The sequence below is a fragment of the Mycobacterium marseillense genome (assembly GCF_010731675.1).
In the GTDB taxonomy this organism is placed as follows: Bacteria; Actinomycetota; Actinomycetes; order Mycobacteriales; family Mycobacteriaceae; genus Mycobacterium; species Mycobacterium marseillense.
Window position 1 is genome coordinate 1369223 of sequence record NZ_AP022584.1, and the last position, 19391, is coordinate 1388613.

General features: G+C 71.5%; 8 protein-coding genes. All 8 read right to left on the reverse strand.

From position 1 onward, the window contains the following. The 8 genes from G6N26_RS06015 to G6N26_RS06050 all read right to left on the reverse strand — a co-directional run bounded on the left by G6N26_RS06015 (nucleotide 1) and on the right by G6N26_RS06050 (nucleotide 19379). Nucleotides 1-6396, reverse strand: a complete 6396-nt coding sequence (locus tag G6N26_RS06015; RefSeq protein ID WP_083016015.1) for a type I polyketide synthase — start codon at nucleotides 6394-6396, stop codon at nucleotides 1-3. Continuing rightward, nucleotides 6377-12769: a type I polyketide synthase gene (locus G6N26_RS06020; protein WP_083016018.1), complete on the reverse strand. Its 6393-nt coding sequence runs from the start codon at nucleotides 12767-12769 to the stop codon at nucleotides 6377-6379. Before G6N26_RS06020 ends, G6N26_RS06015 begins: the two co-directional genes overlap by 20 nt. A 135-nt stretch (nucleotides 12770-12904) precedes the next feature. Next, nucleotides 12905-13966, reverse strand: coding sequence for a type III polyketide synthase (locus G6N26_RS06025; protein ID WP_083016022.1), 1062 nt, complete (start codon nucleotides 13964-13966; stop codon nucleotides 12905-12907). Between the two features lie 110 nt (nucleotides 13967-14076). Continuing rightward, on the reverse strand, nucleotides 14077-15507 hold the full coding sequence (gene argH, locus G6N26_RS06030) for an argininosuccinate lyase (RefSeq protein ID WP_083016025.1): 1431 nt from the start codon (nucleotides 15505-15507) through the stop codon (nucleotides 14077-14079). 71 nt (nucleotides 15508-15578) lie between these two features. Beyond that, nucleotides 15579-16784: an argininosuccinate synthase gene (locus G6N26_RS06035; RefSeq protein WP_067174262.1), complete on the reverse strand. Its 1206-nt coding sequence runs from the start codon at nucleotides 16782-16784 to the stop codon at nucleotides 15579-15581. A 27-nt stretch (nucleotides 16785-16811) separates the two neighbouring features. Then, nucleotides 16812-17306: an arginine repressor gene (locus G6N26_RS06040; protein ID WP_083016028.1), complete on the reverse strand. Its 495-nt coding sequence runs from the start codon at nucleotides 17304-17306 to the stop codon at nucleotides 16812-16814. Beyond that, nucleotides 17303-18229, reverse strand: coding sequence for an ornithine carbamoyltransferase (gene argF, locus G6N26_RS06045; protein ID WP_083016032.1), 927 nt, complete (start codon nucleotides 18227-18229; stop codon nucleotides 17303-17305). Before argF ends, G6N26_RS06040 begins: the two co-directional genes overlap by 4 nt. Continuing rightward, nucleotides 18222-19379 carry an acetylornithine transaminase gene (locus G6N26_RS06050; RefSeq protein ID WP_232067574.1) on the reverse strand — a complete coding sequence of 386 codons (1158 nt, stop codon included), beginning with the start codon at nucleotides 19377-19379 and terminating at the stop codon, nucleotides 18222-18224. The genes argF and G6N26_RS06050 overlap by 8 nt, the downstream gene beginning before the upstream one ends. Nucleotides 19380-19391: the final 12 nt, after the last annotated feature.

The window sequence follows — 19391 nt, forward strand, 5'->3', positions numbered from 1 at the left end:
TCAGCGGCCGACTTCGTCGTCGAGGATTGCAAAGAGCTGGCTCTCGGTGGCGGTGGCGAGGTCGTCGTCGAACGCCTCCTCGGGGTGCTCAGGCAGCGCGGGAAGCGACGGGCCGGTCGCCGCCGCCAGCAGGCCCTGGAGCCGGGCGACAAGCTCCGCCCGGTCGCCGGAGCTCAGCCCGGGTTGGGCGAGCAGTGTGTGCAGTTCCCGCGCGATGTCGTTGAACCGGGCCATGCGATCGGGTGGCATGGCCGGGGCGGTCGCGGAGTTGGTGGCCAGCTCGGTTCCGAGGTGTTCGGCGAGCGCGGCCGGCGTCGGGTGATCGAAGATCAGCGTGGGCGAAAGGGTAAGTCCGGTCGCGATTTTGAGCCGGTTGCGCAGTTCGACGGCGGTCAGCGAATCGAAACCGAGGTCACCGAAGGCGTCGTCGGCGTTGACGTCCGCGCTGGTGTGCCCCAGCACCGTGGCGGCGTTGCCGCAGACCAGCTCCACCAATTCGGCTTGTCGCTGTTCGGGACTCAGGCCGTCCAGCCGCGCCCGCAGGCCCGTCAGGGACACCATGTCGGTGTGCTCGAGGACCCGGCGAGCGGGGCGAGTGGCCAGCTGGCTCAACAGCGGCGGCAGCGCGGCGCTGTGGTGCGCCAGCGCGCCCCGGTCGAGGCGGGTACCCACCGCCATGGGCTGCTCGCCGCGCAGCGCGGCGTCCAACAGTTCCAGCGCCTGCCGGGTGGACAACGCGCTCAGCCCGGCCCGGCTCATCCGGGCCCGGTCGGCCTCGCCGAGGTGCTGCGTCATCGCCGACGGCTCTTCCCACATCCCCCACGCCACCGACAATCCCGGCAGTCCCTGGGCGTGGCGATGGGCTGCCAGCGCGTCGAGGAAGCTGTTGGCGGCCGCGTAGTTGCCCTGGCCCGGCGCGCCCACGATCCCGGCCATCGACGAAAAGGCCACGAACGCGGCCAGATCCAGATCTCGGGTCAGCTCGTGCAGGTTCCAGGCGCCGTCGACCTTGGCACGCAGCACGGTGTCGATGCGCGCGGGCGTCAACGACGCGACCACCGCGTCGTCGATCACCCCCGCAGCATGGAACACCGACCGCAGCGGGTATTGCGGGGGCACCTGCGCCAGCAGCGACGCGACCGCGTCCCGGTCGCCGACATCGCAGGCGACCACCGACACCGAGGCGCCCGCCTCGCGCAAATCGCCGGCCAGCTCGGCCATTCCGGCCGCCCGCTCCCCGGTGCGGCTGACCAACATCACGTGGGGCACCCGATGCCGCTCGACGAGGTGACGGGCCACCGCCGAACCCGCCATGCCGGTGCCGCCGGTGATGAGCGCAGTACCACCCGCCAGCCCCGCGGGCCCGTCCGGCATGGTGAGCACGACCTTGCCGATGTGGCGGGCCTGGCTCACAAAGCGATAGGCGTCGGCGGCGCTACGCGCGTCGAAAGCCTTGACCGGCAACGGCGCCAAGACCCCACTGGCAAACAACCCGATCAATTCGGCCAGCATCTCCGCGATGCTGTCCGGCCCGGCCTCCATCAGGTCGAACGCGCGGTACCCCACCCCGGGGTGGGCTTGCGCCACGACGTCCGGATCACGCAGGTCGGTCTTGCCCATCTCGATGAAACGACCGCCCGGGCCCAGGAGCCGCAGGGACGCGTCGTTGAAATCACCGGCCAACGAGTTGAGCACCACGTCCATGCCGCCGGTGGCGGCGAACTTCTGCTCGAACTCCAGCGTTCGCGAATCCGCGATGTGCGCGTCGTCGAAGCCCATGGCGCGCAGCGTGTCCCACTTGCCGCGGCTGGCCGTCGCGAACACCTCGGCGCCCCAATGCCGCGCCAGCTGGACCGCGGCCATGCCGACCCCGCCGGTGGCCGCGTGCACCAGCACCCGTTGACCCGCCCGCAATCCGGCCAGCACCGACAGCCCGTAGTACGCGGTCAGAAACACCACCGGCACGCCCGCGCCCTGTGCCATCGACCAGCCCGGCGGCACGCCGGTGACCAGCCGGCGATCGACCGCCGCTTCCGAGCCCGCCAGCCCGAAGATCCCCATCACCGCGTCGCCGACGGCCACATCGGTGATGCCGGAACCGACTTCGGTGACGATGCCGGCGCCCTCGGCACCCAACTGCGCGGCACCGGGATACATGCCCAGTGCCACCAACACGTCTCGAAAGTTCACGCCGGCCGCGGCCACCCGCACCCGCACCTGACCGGATTCCAGCTCCGCCGGGGGGTACTCCTGGACCGCCAGGTCCTCCAGCGTGCCGGCGTCGCCGGCGGCCAGTCGCCATACCGACGGCGGCTCGGGCAGCGACAACAGCGCTCGCCGGCCCGCCGGCTTCAACCGGGCACAGTAGGCGACGCCGTCACGCACCAGCAATTGCGGTTCGCCGCAACCGATCACCGCGGCGATGTCCAGCGAGCCATCGGTGTCCACCAGCACCATGCGGCCGGGGTGCTCGGCCTGCGCCGAGCGCACTAGGCCCCAGACGGCCGCGCCGGCCAGGTCCGACACGTCTTCACCGGCGCGTGCGACCGCCCCGCGGGTCGCCACCACCAGCGTCCCGGCCGCATCACCGGTCAGCCGGGAGTGCAGGACGGCGAGGGCGTCGTGCGTGGCCGCGTAGACCGAGGTGACCGAAGCGCCGGGCGGCGGCTCCCAGACCGTGACGCTCTCGCCGACGTCGTTGCCCGGCGGAGAAACCGGCGACCACACCACGTCGAGGAGTTCGCCGCTGCCGGAGCGGGTCGCCACCGCCGCGCTCAACTGGTCGGCCGACACCGCGCGCGTCACCAACTCCCGCACCGACAGCACCGGCAGGCCCGACGCGTCGGCCAGGTCGACCGCCACGGCGCCGGCACCCGCCGGCGCCAGCCGCACCCGGACGCGCGACGCTCCGGCGGCATACAGGCTCACGCCCTGCCAGGAGAACGGCAACACGGTCTCGATCGATTCGTCGGCCACCCCGAGCGCGTGCAGCGCCGCGTCCAGCACCACCGGGTGGATGCCGAAGCCGCCGGTCGCTGCCCCGGCCTGCTGCGGGAGTTCGACCTCGGCGAACGTCTCGCCGCCCCGCCGCCACACGGCCCGCAGCCCCTGGAAGGCCGGGCCGTATCCGTAGCCGCGGTCCGCCAGGCCGTCGTACGCGCCGGTCACGTCCACCGCCTCGGCGCCGACGGGCGGCCACACCGACAGATCCGCCGCCGGGGCGGCGGGGCCGTCGCTCAACACGCCTTCGGCATGCAGGGTCCAATCCGATTGCGCGACACGCGAATGCACCGAGACCGCCCGGGCCCCCGCGTCACCGGCCGCATCCACCACCACCTGAAGCTGCACGACGCCCCCCGCAGGGACCACCAGCGGCGCCGACAGCGTCAGTTCCTCGATCACCGAGCAGCCGACCTCGTCGCCGGCGCGCAGCGCCAGCTCCACGAAGCCCGCCCCCGGAAACAGCACCGTGCCGGCCACCGCGTGGTCGGCCAGCCATGGTTGAGCGGCCGTCGACAGCCGGCCGGTGAGCACCATGCCCCCGGAATCCGGCCGGTCCACCACCGCCCCCAGCAACGCGTGCTCGGCCTCGGTCAAACCCAGGCTGGCGATGTTCGCCGAGCCCACCGAGTCGCTCGACAGCCAAAACCGGCGCCGCACAAAGGCATACGTGGGCAGCGCGATGCGCCGGGCGTTGAGCCCGGTAAACGCCGCCGACCAGTCCACGTCCGAACCGGTCGCGAACAGCTGTCCGGCCGCCGACAGCAGCGAGTCGACCTCGGGACGGCCCTTGGCCATCGACACCACCGACATGGCGCGGTCGGTCGTCAGGGATTGGTCGACCGCGGCCGTCAACGCCGCGCCGGGTCCGACCTCCAAAAACACACCGGCACCCAGCGATTCGGCCAGCTGCACGCCGTCGACGAACCGCACGGGCTTGCGCACGTGGTCGACCCAGTATGCGACCGTCCCATAGTCGGGGCCGGCCAGCTGCCCGGTCAGGTTGGATACCAGCGCGATCCGCGGCTCGGATGCCGATACGCCGGCCGCCACGGCGGAGAACTCCCCCATCATGGGTTCCATCAGCGGGGAGTGGAACGCGTGCGAGACCTCCAGCTGCCGCACCCGGGCGCCGCCGTCCGCCAGGCGGTCCGCGACCATCTTCACCGCTGCCTCCGAGCCCGAAAGCACCAGCGATCGCGGGCCGTTGACCGCCGCGATGCTCACGTCGCCGTTGAGCAGCGGCGCCACGTCGGCCTCGGCGGCGGTCACGGCCATCATCACCCCGCCGGGCGGCAACTGCGCCATCAGCCGGCCGCGGGCCGTCACCAGGCCCGCCGCATCGGAGAGCGAGAGGGCGCCGGCGACGCAGGCCGCGGCGATCTCCCCCACCGAGTGCCCGATCACCACATCCGGTGTGACGCCGAGTGATTCCCAGAGCGCGGCCACCGCGATCTCCAGCACGAACAGCGCCGGCTGGGCAAATTCGGTGCTCTGCAACAACTCCGCGTCGGCGCCCCACATCACCTCGCGCAACGGCAGTCGGCAATGGTTGTCCACCGCGGCCACGGCGTCGTCAAAGGCCTGGGCGAACACGGGAAATCGTTCGTACAGGCCCGCGCCCATGCCCAGCCACTGCGAACCCTGACCCGGAAACACGAACACGCGCTTGCCCACCGAGCGGGTGCGCCCGGTGATCGCGCCCGGGACCGGCGCCCCGGCCGCCAGCCCCGCCAGCCCCGCGGTCAGGTCCGCGCTTTCGGCGCCGATCAACACCGCGCGGTACTCGAACGCCGCCCGGGTGGTCGCCAGCGACCAGCCCACGTCCGCCGCGGGCACACCGGGGCCGGCGCCCGGGTGATCCAGCAGTCGTTGCGCCTGGCCGGTCAGCGCGTCGGGCGAGCGGGCCGAAACCACCCACGGCACAACCGGATTCGAATCGCCGCCTGCGGGTGCGCTCTCCGGTTCGGGGCTCACTTCGACGGGGGCCTGCTCGACGATCACGTGCGCGTTAGTGCCGCTGATACCGAAGGAGGAGACGCCCGCGCGCCGCGGCCCGCCGTGCTCCGGCCACGGGCGCGGCTCGGTCAGCAGCGACACCGCCCCGGCCGACCAATCCACATGCGGCGACGGGACATCCACGTGCAGCGTCTTGGGCATCACGCCGTGCCGCATCGCCTGCACCATTTTGATCACCCCGGCCACGCCCGCCGCGGCCGAGGTGTGGCCGATGTTGGATTTGATCGACCCCAGCCACAGCGGCCGATCCGCCGGCCGGTCCTGCCCGTACGTCGCGAGCAGCGCCTGCGCCTCGATCGGATCCCCGAGCACCGTCCCGGTTCCGTGTCCCTCCACGACATCGACGTCCGCCGCCGTCAATCCGGCGTTGGCCAGTGCCGCCCGGATGACCCGCTGCTGCGACGGGCCGTTGGGTGCGGTCAGCCCGTTGGACGCGCCGTCCTGGTTCACCGCGGTGCCCCGGAGCAACGCCAGGACGGGATGTCCCAGGCGCCGCGCGTCGGCCAGGCGCTCCAGCACCACCACGCCCGCGCCTTCCGACCACGAAGTCCCGTCCGCCGCACCGGCATACACCTTGCAGCGTCCGTCGGGCGCCAGCGCCCGCTGCCGGCTGAACTCGACGAACGCCGCGGGGGTCGCCATGACGGTCACGCCCCCGGCCAGCGCCAGGTCGCATTCTCCGGACCGCAACGACTGCGCGGCCAGGTGCATGGAGACCAACGAGGACGAGCACGCGGTGTCCACCGACACCGCCGGGCCCTCCAGCCCCAACACGTACGACACCCGGCCCGACGTGACGCTCAGGGTCGAGCCGGTGAGCCCGTAGCCCTCCAGCTCGCCTTTGACCTCGCCGCCATACCCGGCGTGGATGACGCCCGCGAACACCCCGGTCGCCGTGCCGCGCAGCGCGAAGGGGTCAATTCCCGCGCGCTCCAACGCCTCCCAGCAGATCTCCAGCATCATCCGCTGCTGGGGGTCCATGGCCAGCGCCTCGCTGGGCCCGATGCCGAAGAAGCCGGCGTCGAAGTCGCCCGCGTCCTGCAGGAAGCTGCCCTGCCGGGTGTACATCTTGCCTTTGGCGTCCGGATCCGGGTCGTAGAGGCCCTCGACGTCCCAGCCGCGATCGGGCGGGAAGTCCGACACCGTGTCCCGGCCCTCGGCCACCAGCTGCCACAAAGCTTCCGGCGTGTCCACCCCGCCGGCGTACCGGCAGGCCATGCCCACCACCGCGACCGGCTCGGACAGCTGGCCTTCCAGCTCCGCGACGCGCCGCCGGGTCCGCCTGAGATCCGCCGTAAGGCGTTTCAGGTAGTCGACGTGCTGAGCGGTGCCCGGCGTCGACGCTCCTGGCGGGGTGTCAGCGGCCGAGTTCTTCATCGAGGATCGCAAAGAGTTGACTTTCGGTGGCGGCATCGAGGTCATCGTCGAGGTGTTCAGGGTCGGCCGGATCGCCGGGCGCAATGGCGCCGAGCAGGGTGTGGAGGCGGGCCCGCAGCACCGACCGGTCGTCGGCATTCCAATTGGGCGCGCCCAGCAGCGCCTGCAGTTCCCGGGTGATGTCGTTGACGCGGGCCATCAGGTTCGGCTGGACGTCGGTGTCCGCGCCCGCCAGCTGCGTGTCCAGGTGCCCGGCCAGCACGGTCGGTGTGGGGTAGTCGAAGATCAGCGTCGGCGAAAGGGTAAGGCCCGTCGCGTTTTTGAGGCGGTTGCGCAGCTCGACCGCGGTCAGCGAATCGAAGCCGAGTTCCTGGAACGCGCGGCCGACGTTGATGTCGGCCGGGTTCGGCACGCCCAGCACCATCGCGGCGTTGCCGCGCACCAGGTCGATCAGTTCGCGTTGCCGGGCCTCGGGACTCAGGCCGTTCAGGCGCGCGCTGAGGCCGCTGCTCGACGCGGCGGCGTCCGTGTCGTCGACGACGCGCCGCACCGGGCCGGCGGCGAGTTCGCGCAGCAGCGGCGGTAGCGCGGCGACGTTGTCCGACAGGGCGGCCCGGTCCAGGCCGGCGGCCACCAGCACCGGACGGTCGACGAGTACCGCGGCGTCGAAGGCCGCCAAGGCCTGCCCGGTGGACAGCGGCGCCAGACCGATTCTGCTCATCCGGGCCTTGTCCCGGTCACCGAGGTGCGCCGTCATCGCCGAGGCCTGCTCCCACAGACCCCAAGCCAGCGACAGGCCCGCGAGGTCGTGGGCGCGCCGGTAGGCGGCCAGCCCGTCGAGGAAACTGTTGGCGGCCGCGTAGTTGGCCTGCCCCGGGGTCCCCACGATCCCGGCCATCGACGAAAACACCACGAACGCTGACAAATCCAGATCACTGGTGAGCTGGTGCAGGTTCCAGGCCCCGTCGACCTTGGCCCGCAGCACGGCGTCCATCCGGTCCGGGGTCAGCGAGGAGATCAACCCGTCGTCGAGAATCCCGGCGGCATGGACGACACCGCGCAGCGGATGCTGCGCCGGTATCCGGGACAGCATCGCCGCCACCGCGTCGGGATCGGCGACATCGCAGGCTTCCACCGACACCTCGGCGCCGGCGCGGTGCAACCCGTCCACCAGTGCGGCGACGCCGGCCGCCTCCGCGCCGGCTCGGCTGACCAGCACCACGTGGGCCACGCGGTAACGCTCGACGAGGTGGCGGGCCAGCGCCGAACCGGCCATCCCGGTGCCGCCGGTGATCACCACGCTGGCCCCCGCCAGTCCGCCGCCGCAGCCGCTGAGCACCTCGCCCGGCCCTGACGGGACGGTGAGCGCGACCTTGCCGATGTGGCGGGCCTGGCTGACGTACCGGTAGGCCGCCGCGGCGCATCGGACGTCGAACGTCTTCTGCGGCAACGGTGTCAAGAACCCGTCGGCCAGCAATCCGACGATCTCGGCCAGCATCGCCGCGGTTCTGTCCGGGCCGGCCTCCAATAGGTCGAAGGCCCGGTAGTGGGCGCCCCGATACTGTTCGGCGACGACGTGCGGGTCGCGGACGTCGGTCTTGCCCATCTCGATGAACCGCCCACCGGGCGCCAACAGCCGCAGCGAGGCGTCGGTGAAGTCGCCGGCCAGCGAATTGAGCACCACGTCGAAGCCGCGGTCACCGGCCACAGCGCGGAACTTCCCCTCGAACTCGAGCGTGCGGGAATCCCCGATGTGGTCGTCGTCGAATCCCATCGCGCGCAAGGTATCCCACTTGCCGCGGCTGGCGGTGACGAACACCTCCGCACCCCAATGCCGCGCCAGTTGCACCGCGGCCATGCCCACTCCCCCGGTGGCGGTGTGCACCAACACGCGCTCCCCGCGGCGCAGCCCCGCCAGCACCGACAACCCGTAGAGCGCCGTGAGGAACACCACCGGCACGCCGGCGGCCGCGACCAGCGACAGCCCGTGGGGCACCGGTGTCACCAACCGCTGGTCCACCACCGCCTCGGAGCCGACGACGCCCAGCAACCCCATCACGGGGTCACCGACGGCCAGCCCGGTCACGTCGGGGGCGACCTCGACGACCACGCCGGCGCCCTCGGCACCCAGCCGTCCGCCGCCGGGATACATTCCCAGGGCCACCAGCACATCACGGAAGTTGACCCCGACCGCGGCCACCGCCACTCGCACCTGCCCGGCGGTCAAGTCGGTTCGCGGGCAATGGCTTACGACCAGGTCCTCCAGGGTGCCTTTGCCGCCGGCGTCCAACCGCCAGCCGCCGGCCGGCAGGCCGATCGCGGAATCCGCTCGCACCGGCCGCAGCCGGGCCGCGTAGGCCACGCCCCCGCGGACCACCACTTGCGGTTCACCACAACCGATGACCGCGTGCGCGTCCAGTGATCCGTCGGAGTCGATGAGCATCATGCGGCCGGGGTGCTCGGCCTGCGCCGACCGCACCAGGCCCCACACCGCGGCGCCGGCCAGGTCCGAAACGTCTTCGCCGGCAAGGGCGACCGCCCCGCGGGTCTGCACGGCCAGCACGCCGGCGCCGTCGGCGCGCAACCAGGATTGCAGCGCCTCCAACATCTCGGTAGCCGCCGCGTGCACCGACTTCACCACGTCGCCGCCGTGATCGGTCAACTCCCACAGCGTGGCTTCCGCACCGGCGTCCTCGCCGCCCAGCGAGATCGGTGACCAGGTCACGTCGAGCAATCCCTGGGCGAGCGGGCGCTGCGGGAGCGCCGCCGCGGTCGTCAACTGCTCGGCGGAGGCCGGGCGCATGGCCAGCGCGCCCACCGACAGCACCGGCAGCCCCGCGCCGTCCGCCAATTCCACCGAGACCGCCCCGGCGCCGGCCGGCGCGATCCGTACTCGCGCCCGCGCCGCGCCCGACGCGTGCAACGACACGCCCTGCCAGGAGAACGGCAATACGGTCACGTCCTGCTCGCCGGCGGCGCCGATCGCGTGCAGGGCGGCGTCCAGCAGGACGGGATGGATCCCGAAGCCGCCGTCGGCCGCGGCCGCATCGTCGGGGACGGCGACCTCGGCGAAGAGCTCGTCCCCGCGCTGCCACATCGCCCGCAATCCCTGGAATGCGCCGCCGTATTCGTAGCCGCGCCGGGCGAGCCGGGCATAGGCGTCGGAGACCTCGACCGCGGCCGCACCGACGGGCGGCCACACCGAGAGGTCCGCGGTTGGGGTCACCGCCCCGGGCCGCAACAGGCCCTCGGCGTGCAACACCCACTCTGAGCCCGGCTGCGCGACATCCGAATACACCGACAGCCGACGCCGACCCGACTCGTCCGCCGCCCCGACGACCAGCTGCACCTGCACACCGTCCCCGACGGACAGCACCAACGGCGCCGACAGCGTCAACTCGTCGAGCACGCCGCATCCGACCTCGTCGCCCGCGCGGATCGCCAGCTCGACAAAACCGGCCCCCGGGAACAACACCGTCTGGCCTACCGCGTGATCGGCCAACCACGGATGGGCGGCCGTCGACACCCGGCCGGTCAGCACCACACCGCCGGAGTCGGGCCGCGGCACCACCGCGCCGAGCAGCCCGTGTTCGGCGCCGTCGATACCCAGGGTGGCGACGTCATACGAGCCCGTCGACCCGCCCGGAAGCCAAAAGTGTTGCCGCACAAACCCGTACGTGGGCAGGTCGACACGCCGGCCGCCCAGGCCGTCGAATGCGGCACGCCAGTCCACGCCCACGCCCGCCACGAACGCCTGCCCGGCCGAGAGCCAGAAGCGGTCCACGCCGCCGTCGTCGCGGCCCAACGACGGGAGGACGCAGCCTTGTTCGTCGTCGGGCATCGTTTCTTCGATGGCGGCCATCAGCACGGGATGCGGGCTGGATTCGATGAACGCCCGATAGCCCGCGTCGCAGGCGTTGCGGACCGCCCGCTCGAACTGCACCGTTTGCCGGATGCTGCGGAACCAGTAGTCGGCGTCCAGTCCCGCGGTGTCCATGAGCTCACCGGTGACGGTGGAGAAAAACGCGACCGACGACGACCGCGGCGCAATGCCGTTCAGCGCCGCGGCCAGGGGCTCGCGGATGGCGTCGACCTGAATGGAATGCGACGCGTAGTCGACGTCGATGCGGCGGGCGCGGATGTCGTCGGCTTCACACCGGTGCATCAATTCGCTCAGCGCGTCCACCTCGCCGGACACCACCACCGCCGAAACCCCGTTGACCGTGGCGATATTCAATCGCTCGCCCCACGGCGCGATCAGCTGCTCGACGTTCGCCTGCCCGCGGGCCAGCGAAACCATGCCGCCGCGGCCCGACAGCCCCACCAGCAGCCTGCTGCGCAGCGCCACCACCCGGGCGGCGTCTTCGAGCGACAGCGCCCCCGCCACGTAGGCCGCCGCGATTTCGCCCTGCGAGTGGCCGATCACCGCGTCGGGAACCACGCCCACCGAGCGCCACAACTCGGCCAGCGACACCATGACCGCCCACAGCGCCGGCTGCACCACGTCCACCCGGTCCAGTCCGGGCGCGCCGGGCAGGCCGCGGATGACGTCGATCAGCGACCAGTCGACGTGGTCGGCGAGAGCGTGCGCGCACCGGTGCATCTGTTCGGCGAATACCGCGGAACCGTCCAGTAATTGGGCGCCCATGCCGGCCCATTGCGAGCCCTGGCCGGGGAACACGAACACCGTCTTGCCGGGCGACTGCGCCCGCCCCACCGCAACGCCGGCGCCCTGTTCGCCGGCGGCCAATTCGGCCAGCCCGCGCAGCAGCTGCGCGCCATTGGCGCCGACGATCACCGCCCGGTGCTCGAAGCGCGACCGCGTCGAGATCAGCGACCAGCCCACGTCGAGCACCCGCAGCGCGGGATGGGCCTTCACGTGCGCCAGCAGCCGCGCCGCCTGGTGCGACAGCGCCTCGGCCGAGCGGGCCGAGAGCACCCACGGCACCACCACGTCATCGCCTGGGGGCGAGTCGCTTTCGGGCTCCGGCGCATACTGTTCGACGATGACGTGCGCGTTGGTGCCGCTGATGCCGAACGACGACACACCCGCGCGGCGCGGCCGGTCGAGCACGGACCAAGGCCGCGACTCGGTCAGCAGCGACACCGCCCCTGCCGACCAATCCACGTGCGGCGTCGGCTCATCCACGTGCAGCGTCTTGGGCATCACGCCGTGGCGGATCGCCTGCACCATCTTGATCACACCGCCCGCGCCGGCCGCGGCCGAGGTGTGACCCATGTTCGACTTGATCGACCCCAGCCACAGCGGCCGGTCCGCCGGCCGGTCCTGCCCGTAGGTGGCCAACAACGCTTGCGCTTCAATCGGATCCCCGAGCGTGGTGCCGGTCCCGTGCCCTTCCACCAGGTCCACGTCCGCGGTGCCCAGCCGCGCGTTGGCCAGCGCCGCCCGGATCACCCGCTGCTGCGAGGGCCCGTTGGGCGTCGCCAGCCCGTTGGACGCGCCGTCCTGGTTCACCGCGGACCCGCGTATCACGGCCAGCACCGGATGCCCGAGCCGGCGCGCGTCGGCCAGCCGCTCCAGCACGAGCACGCCGACGCCCTCGGAAAACCCGGTGCCGTCGGCCGCGCCCGCGTAGGCCTTGCAGCGGCCGTCGGCCGCCAGCGCCCGCTGCCGGCTGAATTCGATGAACATCGCCGGTGTGGCCATCACCGTCACACCGCCGGCCAGCGCCAGATCGCATTCCCCGGAACGCAACGACTGCGCCGCCAGATGCAGGGCCACCAGCGACGACGAACACGCCGTGTCGACCGAGACCGCGGGGCCCTCGAGTCCCAACGAATAGGCCACCCGCCCGGATGCCACGCTCAGCGTCGAGCCGCGCAGCCCGTACCGCTCGAGGTGCCCCGGCACCCGGCCCTGGCCCCCGTAGGAGCCGTGGAATATCCCGGCGAACACCCCGGTGGGCGAGCCGCGCAGGGTGGCGGGATCGATTCCGGCCCGCTCCAACGCCTCCCACGACACCTCGAGCAGCAGACGTTGCTGCGGGTCCATCGCCAGCGCCTCGCTGGGGGCGATCCCGAAGAAGGTGGCGTCGAAATCCCCGACGTCCGAGAGGAATCCACCGCAGCGCGCGTACGACTTTCCGACCGCGTCGGGATCCGCATCGAAGAGCCCCGCCAAGCTCCAGCCGCGGTCCGACGGGAACTCCGAGACGACGTCGCGGCCCTCGACCACCATGTCCCACAACGCCTCTGGTGAGTCCACCCCGCCGGGGTAGCGGCATCCCATGCCGACCACCGCCACGGGTTCGGTGGTGGCGGCGAGGTAGTGGCGGTTCTCGCGCTTGAGTCGCTCGTTGTCCTTCAGCGCTTGGCGAAGGGCCCGGACGAGCTCTTCGTTGTTGCCGTTCATCGACCGCGGCCTTTCGTGTCACTCACAGCGCCACCCCCGGCGGTGGGTCAGTTCCCCGTCGACTTGGACCCGCCGCCACGACTCCCGACCGCCCAAGGGCGCTTCAGGGTAGGAACGCAAGTACACGAGCGACCATCAGTGCCAACGCAACAACACGAGTTCGGAACAGAAGCCCGGGCCCATCGCGAGCATCAGGCCGGGGCTTCCGCTCGGGGGCGGCTTGGCGATGGTGTCGCGCAGCACGTGCAATACCGACGCCGACGAGAGATTGCCGATCTCGCCGAGCGAACGCCAGGTCAGTTCGAGGGCCTCGGGCGGCAGGCTGAGCGCCGCGTTGATCGCCTCGATGACCTTGGGGCCGCCGGGGTGGCTGACGAACGCGCCGATGTCGGCCGGGGTCAAGCCGTGGGCCCCCAGGAACTGGGTGACGTCGTCCTCGATGTATTGCTCCACGACGGCCGCGACGTCCTTGGACAGCACGAGTTCGAACCCGCCCGATCGCACGTCGAACCCCATGGTGCGCAGGGAATCGGGGTACAGGTGGCTGCGTGAATCCAGGACGCTGGGCCCGCCGGCCGCGAGCTGTTCGGCGCGCCGGTCGCCCACCGCCACCACCGCCGCGGCGCCGTCGGCGAACAGCGCGCTGCCGACCATGCCGGCCAGCGACGGCGTGTAGCCGGGATAGGTCAGCGAGCACAGCTCGACCGAGACCAGGGCGGCGACGGCATCGGGCGCACCGCGCAGGTAGTCGTTCGCGCGCGCCACCCCCGCGGCGCCGGCAACGCAGCCGAGGCCGAACAGCGGCACCCGGCGCACGTCGTCGCGCAGGCCGAGCCGCGCGGCGATGCGGGCGTCCACCGACGGCACCGTCAGCCCGGTGACGGTCGTCGTGATCAGCACGTCGACGTCCTGGGGCCGCAGGCCCGCCTCGTCGAGCGCACCGGACAGCGCCTCGCAGCCGAGGTTCACGGCGTGCTCGGTGAAGATCCGGTTGGCCATGCCGAAGTCGGTCAACGTGGGGTACTGCTCGAGCGGCAGCACCAGGTGACGGCTGTCGACTTTGGCGCTGGCGTGCAGCTGCCGGACGATGTCTTCGTAGTCCGCGAACTCGGGAATGCTGACGAAGAAGTCGGTGAGCTCGCGCTGCGAATAACGGTGCGGCGGTAGCGCACCGAAGACGCCGGCGACGACGCTCATTGGTTTCCCACCCCTTGGTCACGGGGATCCGGCCCGAAACGTTCATCCGGATCGCTTTGAGCCCGAAGTCTAGTCGGCGCGGCAACGACGGGCAGAAAAACCGCCCTCATCTAACGACTCCCACGCGCCCCGTCGCCGAGCCGCTCTTTGAGCCGTTCGGCGCTGGCCAGGACGTTTTCGACCTGCTCGGCGACGCGAACGGGCGCGGTGCCGCCCCGCGCGTCGCGCGAGGCCACCGAGCCCTCGATCGTCAAAACCTCGCGAACCTGCGGTGTGAGGTCAGCGCTGATGGCGGCCAGCTCGTCGTCGGTCAGCTCGTCGAGCCCGACGTCGCGCTGCTCGGCGGCGCGCACGGCGGCCCCGGCGGCCTCGTGCGCGGAGCGGAACGGCACCCCCTGGCGCACCAGCCATTCGGCGATGTCGGTGGCCAGCGTGTACCCGGCCGGCGCGAGGGCGGCCATCCGGTCGACGTCGAACGTCAGGCTGCCCACCAGACCCGCCATCGCGGGCAGCACCAATTCCAGCTGGGCCACCGAATCGAACACCGGTTCCTTGTCTTCCTGCAGGTCACGGTTGTAGGCGAGCGGCTGGGCCTTCAGCGTGGCCAGCAAGCCGGCCAGGTTTCCGATCAGCCGCCCCGACTTGCCGCGGGCCAGTTCGGCGATGTCCGGGTTCTTCTTCTGCGGCATGATCGAGCTGCCGGTGGACCACGAATCGTGCAGGGTCACGTAGCCGAATTCGGTCGAGCTCCACAGGATGACGTCCTCGGCCAGCCGGGACAGGTCGACGCCGATCATCGCGAACACGAAGGCGGCCTCCGCGGCGAAATCCCGCGATGCCGTCGCGTCGATGGAGTTGTCGGCGGCAGCCGCAAAGCCCAGCTCCGCGGCGATCGCGTCGGGGTCCAGCCCCAGCGACGATCCGGCCAGCGCCCCGGATCCGTACGGGGAGATCGCGGCCCGCGTGTCGAAGTCGGCGAGGCGGTCGACATCACGCAGCAGCGGGTGGGCGTGCGCGAGCAGGTGGTGGGCCAACAGCACCGGCTGGGCGGACTGCAGGTGGGTTTTGCCGGGCATGATGGCGTCCGGGTGGGCGGCGGCCTGGGCGGCCAGCGCGCCGACGACGTCCAGCGCCCCAGCGGCGACCCGGCGCACGGCGTCGCGCAGCCACATCCGGAACAGCGTGGCCACCTGGTCGTTGCGGGAGCGGCCGGCCCGCAGCCGCCCGCCCAGGTCCGGCCCGACCCGGTCGATCAGCCCGCGCTCCAGCGCCGCGTGCACGTCCTCGTCGGTGATCAGCGGCGAAAAGCTGCCGTCGGCGACGTCGGTGGCGAGCTGGTCCAGGCCGGCCAGCAGCCCGTCGCGCTGCTCTTCGGTCAGCAGCCCGGCCCGGAACAGGATCACCGTGTGCGCCCGCGAGGCGACGATGTCGTAGGGGGCCAGCACCCAGTCGAAGTGGGTGGACTTGCTCAGCGCGGCCAGCGCGTCCGACGGGCCGTCCGCGAACCGCCCGCCCCACAGTGACCCCTCGCGCGTGCTCACCTACCCGCTCCTGCGCCGCGAGTGTGAGCCCCGCGACGGGTCGACGGCGTGTCGCGTCGTGGAATGCACAGTCACGCCTCGGTGGCCTGGTCGCGGCGGGATGCGATCTTCGACGACAACCCGTGCACGTAGACGAAACCCTTTGCGGCCGACTGGTCGAAGCTGTCGCCCTCGTCGTAGGTGGCCAGGTTGAAGTCGTACAGGGATTCGGCGCTGCGCCGCCCGTTGACCGCAATGTGGCCGCCGTGCAACACCATTCGCACCTCACCGGTCACGTGCTCCTGGGTCTTGGCGACGAAGCTCTCCAGCGCGTCCTTCAGCGGCGAGTACCACAGCCCGTCGTATACCAGCTCGGCCCAACGCTGATCGGTGTGCCGCTTGAACCGGCCCAGCTCGCGCTCCAGCGTGACGTGTTCGAGTTCGGTATGCGCGGTGATGAGCACCATCGCGCCGGGCGCCTCGTAGATCTCGCGGCTCTTGATGCCCACCAACCGGTCCTCGACGACGTCGAGGCGGCCGACGCCCTGCGCGCCGGCGCGGGTGTTGAGCTCCTCGATGGCGCCCAGCACCGACACTCGCTTGCCGTCGATCGTCACCGGCACGCCGCGCTCGAACCCGACGATCACCTCGTCGGGGGTACTCCAGTTCAGCGTGGGGTCTTCGGTGTAGGCGTAGACATCCTTCGTGGGCGCGTTCCAAAGGTGTTCCAGGAAGCCGGTTTCCACCGCGCGGCCCCACACGTTCTGGTCGATCGAGAACGGCGAGCGTTTGGTCACGTTGATCGGGATGGCGTTCTCCTCGGCGAACGCGATCGCCTTCTCGCGCGTCCACGCGTAATCGCGGACGGGGGCCAGCACCTCGAGATCGGGTGCCAGCGAACCGAATCCGACCTCGAACCGGACCTGGTCGTTGCCCTTGCCGGTGCAGCCGTGCGCGACGATGCCGCCGCCGTGCTCGCGGGCCGCCGCCACCAGGTGCTTGACGATCAGCGGCCGGCTGATGGCCGACACCAGCGGGTAGCGATCCATGTAGAGGGCATTGGACAGGATGGTGGGAAGGCAATAGCCCTCGGCGAATTCGTCGCGGGCGTCGACAACGACGGCCTCCACCGCCCCGCAGTCCAGGGCCCGCTGGCGGATGACCTCCATGTCTTCGCCGCCCTGGCCGAGGTCGATCGCCACCGCTACGACCTCACGGCCGGTCTCCTTGCCGATCCAGCTGATGGCCACCGAGGTGTCCAGACCGCCGGAATACGCCAGGATGACGCGTTCTGACATGAACCAATCTCCTTAGGTTGAAATCGCTTACGTGAGTTTTTCCAATGTGGTGGCCAGTTCGGCGCCGGTCATCGGCTCTCGAGCGGCCACGAAGACGGTGTCATCGCCGGCGATGGTGCCGACGACGTACGGTAGCGCCGCGCGATCGATCGCGCTGGCCAGATAGTCGGCGGCGCCGGGCGGCGTGCGCAGCACCGCGAGGTTGGCGCTGGCGTCGGCCGACACCAGCAGCTCGCTCAGCAGTCGCGACAGCCGCGCGGTCCCGCCGGACACGCCGCGCACCGGGTTGCCGTCCTCGGGAACCATGTAGACGCCGACGCCGCCGTCGGCGCCGCGCAGTTTCACCGCGCCCAGCTCTTCCAAGTCGCGCGACAGGGTGGCCTGGGTGACCTCGATGCCCTCGTCGGCGAGGCGCGCCGCCAGTTCGCTTTGGCTGCGCACCTCGGCCGACGACAGGATCGCCACGATCCGGGCCTGCCGGCCGGCCCGGGTGGTTTCGGGGGTGGTCTTGCTACGAGTCATCGGCGTCGCTCCAAAAGCCACACCAGCAGCGCCTTTTGGGCGTGCAACCGGTTTTCGGCCTCGTCGAAGACCACGCTGGCCGGGCCGTCCATCACCTCGTCGGTGATCTCGTCGCCGCGGTGAGCCGGAAGGCAGTGCAGCACAATGGCTTCCGGGTCCGCCAGGGTCAGCAGGTCGGCGTTGATCTGATAGGGCCGGAACGGCTTGATCCGGTCCAGGCCGTCGTCCTCCTGGCCCATCGACGTCCAGGTGTCGGTGACCAGGACGTCGGCGCCGCGCGCGGCCGCCGCGGCGTCGGGGGTGACGGTGACCGACGCGCCGGTGTCCTCGGCGCGCCGCCGGGCCGCCGCCACGAACGCCTCATCCGGGGCGAAGCCGTCGGGCGCGGCGATGGTGACGTGGACGCCGGCGGTAACCCCGCCGAGCATCAGCGAGTGCGCCATGTTGTTGGCGCCGTCACCGAAATAGGCCATCCGCAAACCGGTCAGCGAGCCCTTGCGTTCGGCGATGGTCTGCAGATCGGCGAGCACCTGGCAGGGGTGGAACTCGTCGGACAGCGCGTTGACCACCGGCACCGTCGCCACCGCGGCCATCGCCTCGAGACGCTCCTGCCCGAACGTGCGCCAGACGATGGCCTCGACGTAGCGGGACAGCACCCGCGCGGTGTCCTCCAGCGTCTCCTCGCGGCCCAGCTGGGTGCTGCGCGCGTCGACGACGACGGCGTGCCCGCCGAGTTGGGCGATGCCCATCTCGAACGAGAACCGGGTGCGCGTGGAGTTCTTGTCGAACAGGACCGCGACCCCGCGCGGGCCCTCCAGCGGGCGGGCACTGAACGGGTCCTTCTTCAGTTCTGCGGCCAGCTGCAACACTTCGGCCTGCTCCGCGGGCGACAGGTCGTCGTCGCGCAGGAAATGTCTAACCATGTGCGGCCCCCGCCTCATCGAGAATGCCCGGCAGCGCGGCGACGAAGCCGTCGAGCTGGTCTTCGGTGATGATCAGCGGCGGCGCCAGCCGGATGACGTCGGGGGCGGCGGCGTTCACCAGGAACCCGGCCGTGCGCGCGGCGGCCTCGGCGTCCTTGGCGCGAGCCGCGGTGAGCGCCACCCCGCACAGCAGCCCGCGCCCGCGCACGTGGTCGACGAGCGGATGGCCGAGCCCCTCGATGCCGTGCCGCAGCGACTTGCCCAGCACCTCGGCGTGGCGGACCAGGTTTTGCGACGCCAGCACCCGCAGCACCGCCAGCGCCGCCGCGGTGCACACCGGGTTGCCGCCGAAGGTGCTGCCGTGCAGGCCGGGCGTCATCAGCTCGGCGGCGCGTCCGACGGCCAGGCAGGCCCCGATGGGCAGGCCGCCGCCGAGCCCCTTGGCCAGCGTGACCACGTCGGGGGTGATGCCGTCATGCTGGTGTGCGAAAAACGTTCCGGTGCGGCCCATCCCGGTCTGCACCTCGTCGAGCACCAGCAGGGCGCCGTGCCGCGCCGTGACGTCGCGCGCGGCGGCCAGGTATCCCTCGGGCGGCACGACGACGCCGCTCTCCCCCATGATCGGTTCCAGGAACACCGCCGCGGTGGCGTCGTCGACCGCCGCGGCCAGCGCTGCCACGTCGCCGTACGGCACGTAGGTGACGTCGCCGGGCAGCGGGGCGAACGGCGCCCGCTTACTCGGCTGACCGGTCAGCGCCAGCGATCCCATCGTCCGGCCGTGGAAGGCCTCTTGCGCGGCAACCAGTTTCGTGCGGCCCGTGAGCCTAGACAGCTTGAACGCCACCTCGTTGGCCTCGGTGCCGGAGTTGCAGAAGAACACCCGCGCCGGCGTGTCCTCGGGCGCGCCCAGCAGGGCGACCAGTTCCTCGGCCAGCGCGATACCCGGTTCGGTCGCATACAGGTTGGACGTGTGGCCCAGCGTCGCCATCTGCTGGGTGACGGCCTCGATGATCGCGGGGTGGCGATGGCCGAGGATGTTGACCGCGATGCCGCCGAGCAGGTCGAGGTAGCTGTTTCCGTCGGCGTCGGTGACCACGGCCCCGTCACCGCTGGCCAGTGCCACCGCGGGGGTGCCGTAGTTGTTCATCATCACGGCTTCCCA

Coding starts and splice junctions, on each gene's coding strand:
- G6N26_RS06015 (WP_083016015.1), bottom strand. CDS start 6,396: ATGAAGAACTCGGCCGCTGACACCCCGCCAGGAGCGTCGACGCCGGGC.
- G6N26_RS06020 (WP_083016018.1), bottom strand. CDS start 12,769: ATGAACGGCAACAACGAAGAGCTCGTCCGGGCCCTTCGCCAAGCGCTG.
- G6N26_RS06025 (WP_083016022.1), bottom strand. CDS start 13,966: ATGAGCGTCGTCGCCGGCGTCTTCGGTGCGCTACCGCCGCACCGTTAT.
- G6N26_RS06035 (WP_067174262.1), bottom strand. CDS start 16,784: ATGTCAGAACGCGTCATCCTGGCGTATTCCGGCGGTCTGGACACCTCG.
- G6N26_RS06040 (WP_083016028.1), bottom strand. CDS start 17,306: ATGACTCGTAGCAAGACCACCCCCGAAACCACCCGGGCCGGCCGGCAG.
- argF (WP_083016032.1), bottom strand. CDS start 18,229: ATGGTTAGACATTTCCTGCGCGACGACGACCTGTCGCCCGCGGAGCAG.
- G6N26_RS06050 (WP_232067574.1), bottom strand. CDS start 19,379: ATGATGAACAACTACGGCACCCCCGCGGTGGCACTGGCCAGCGGTGAC.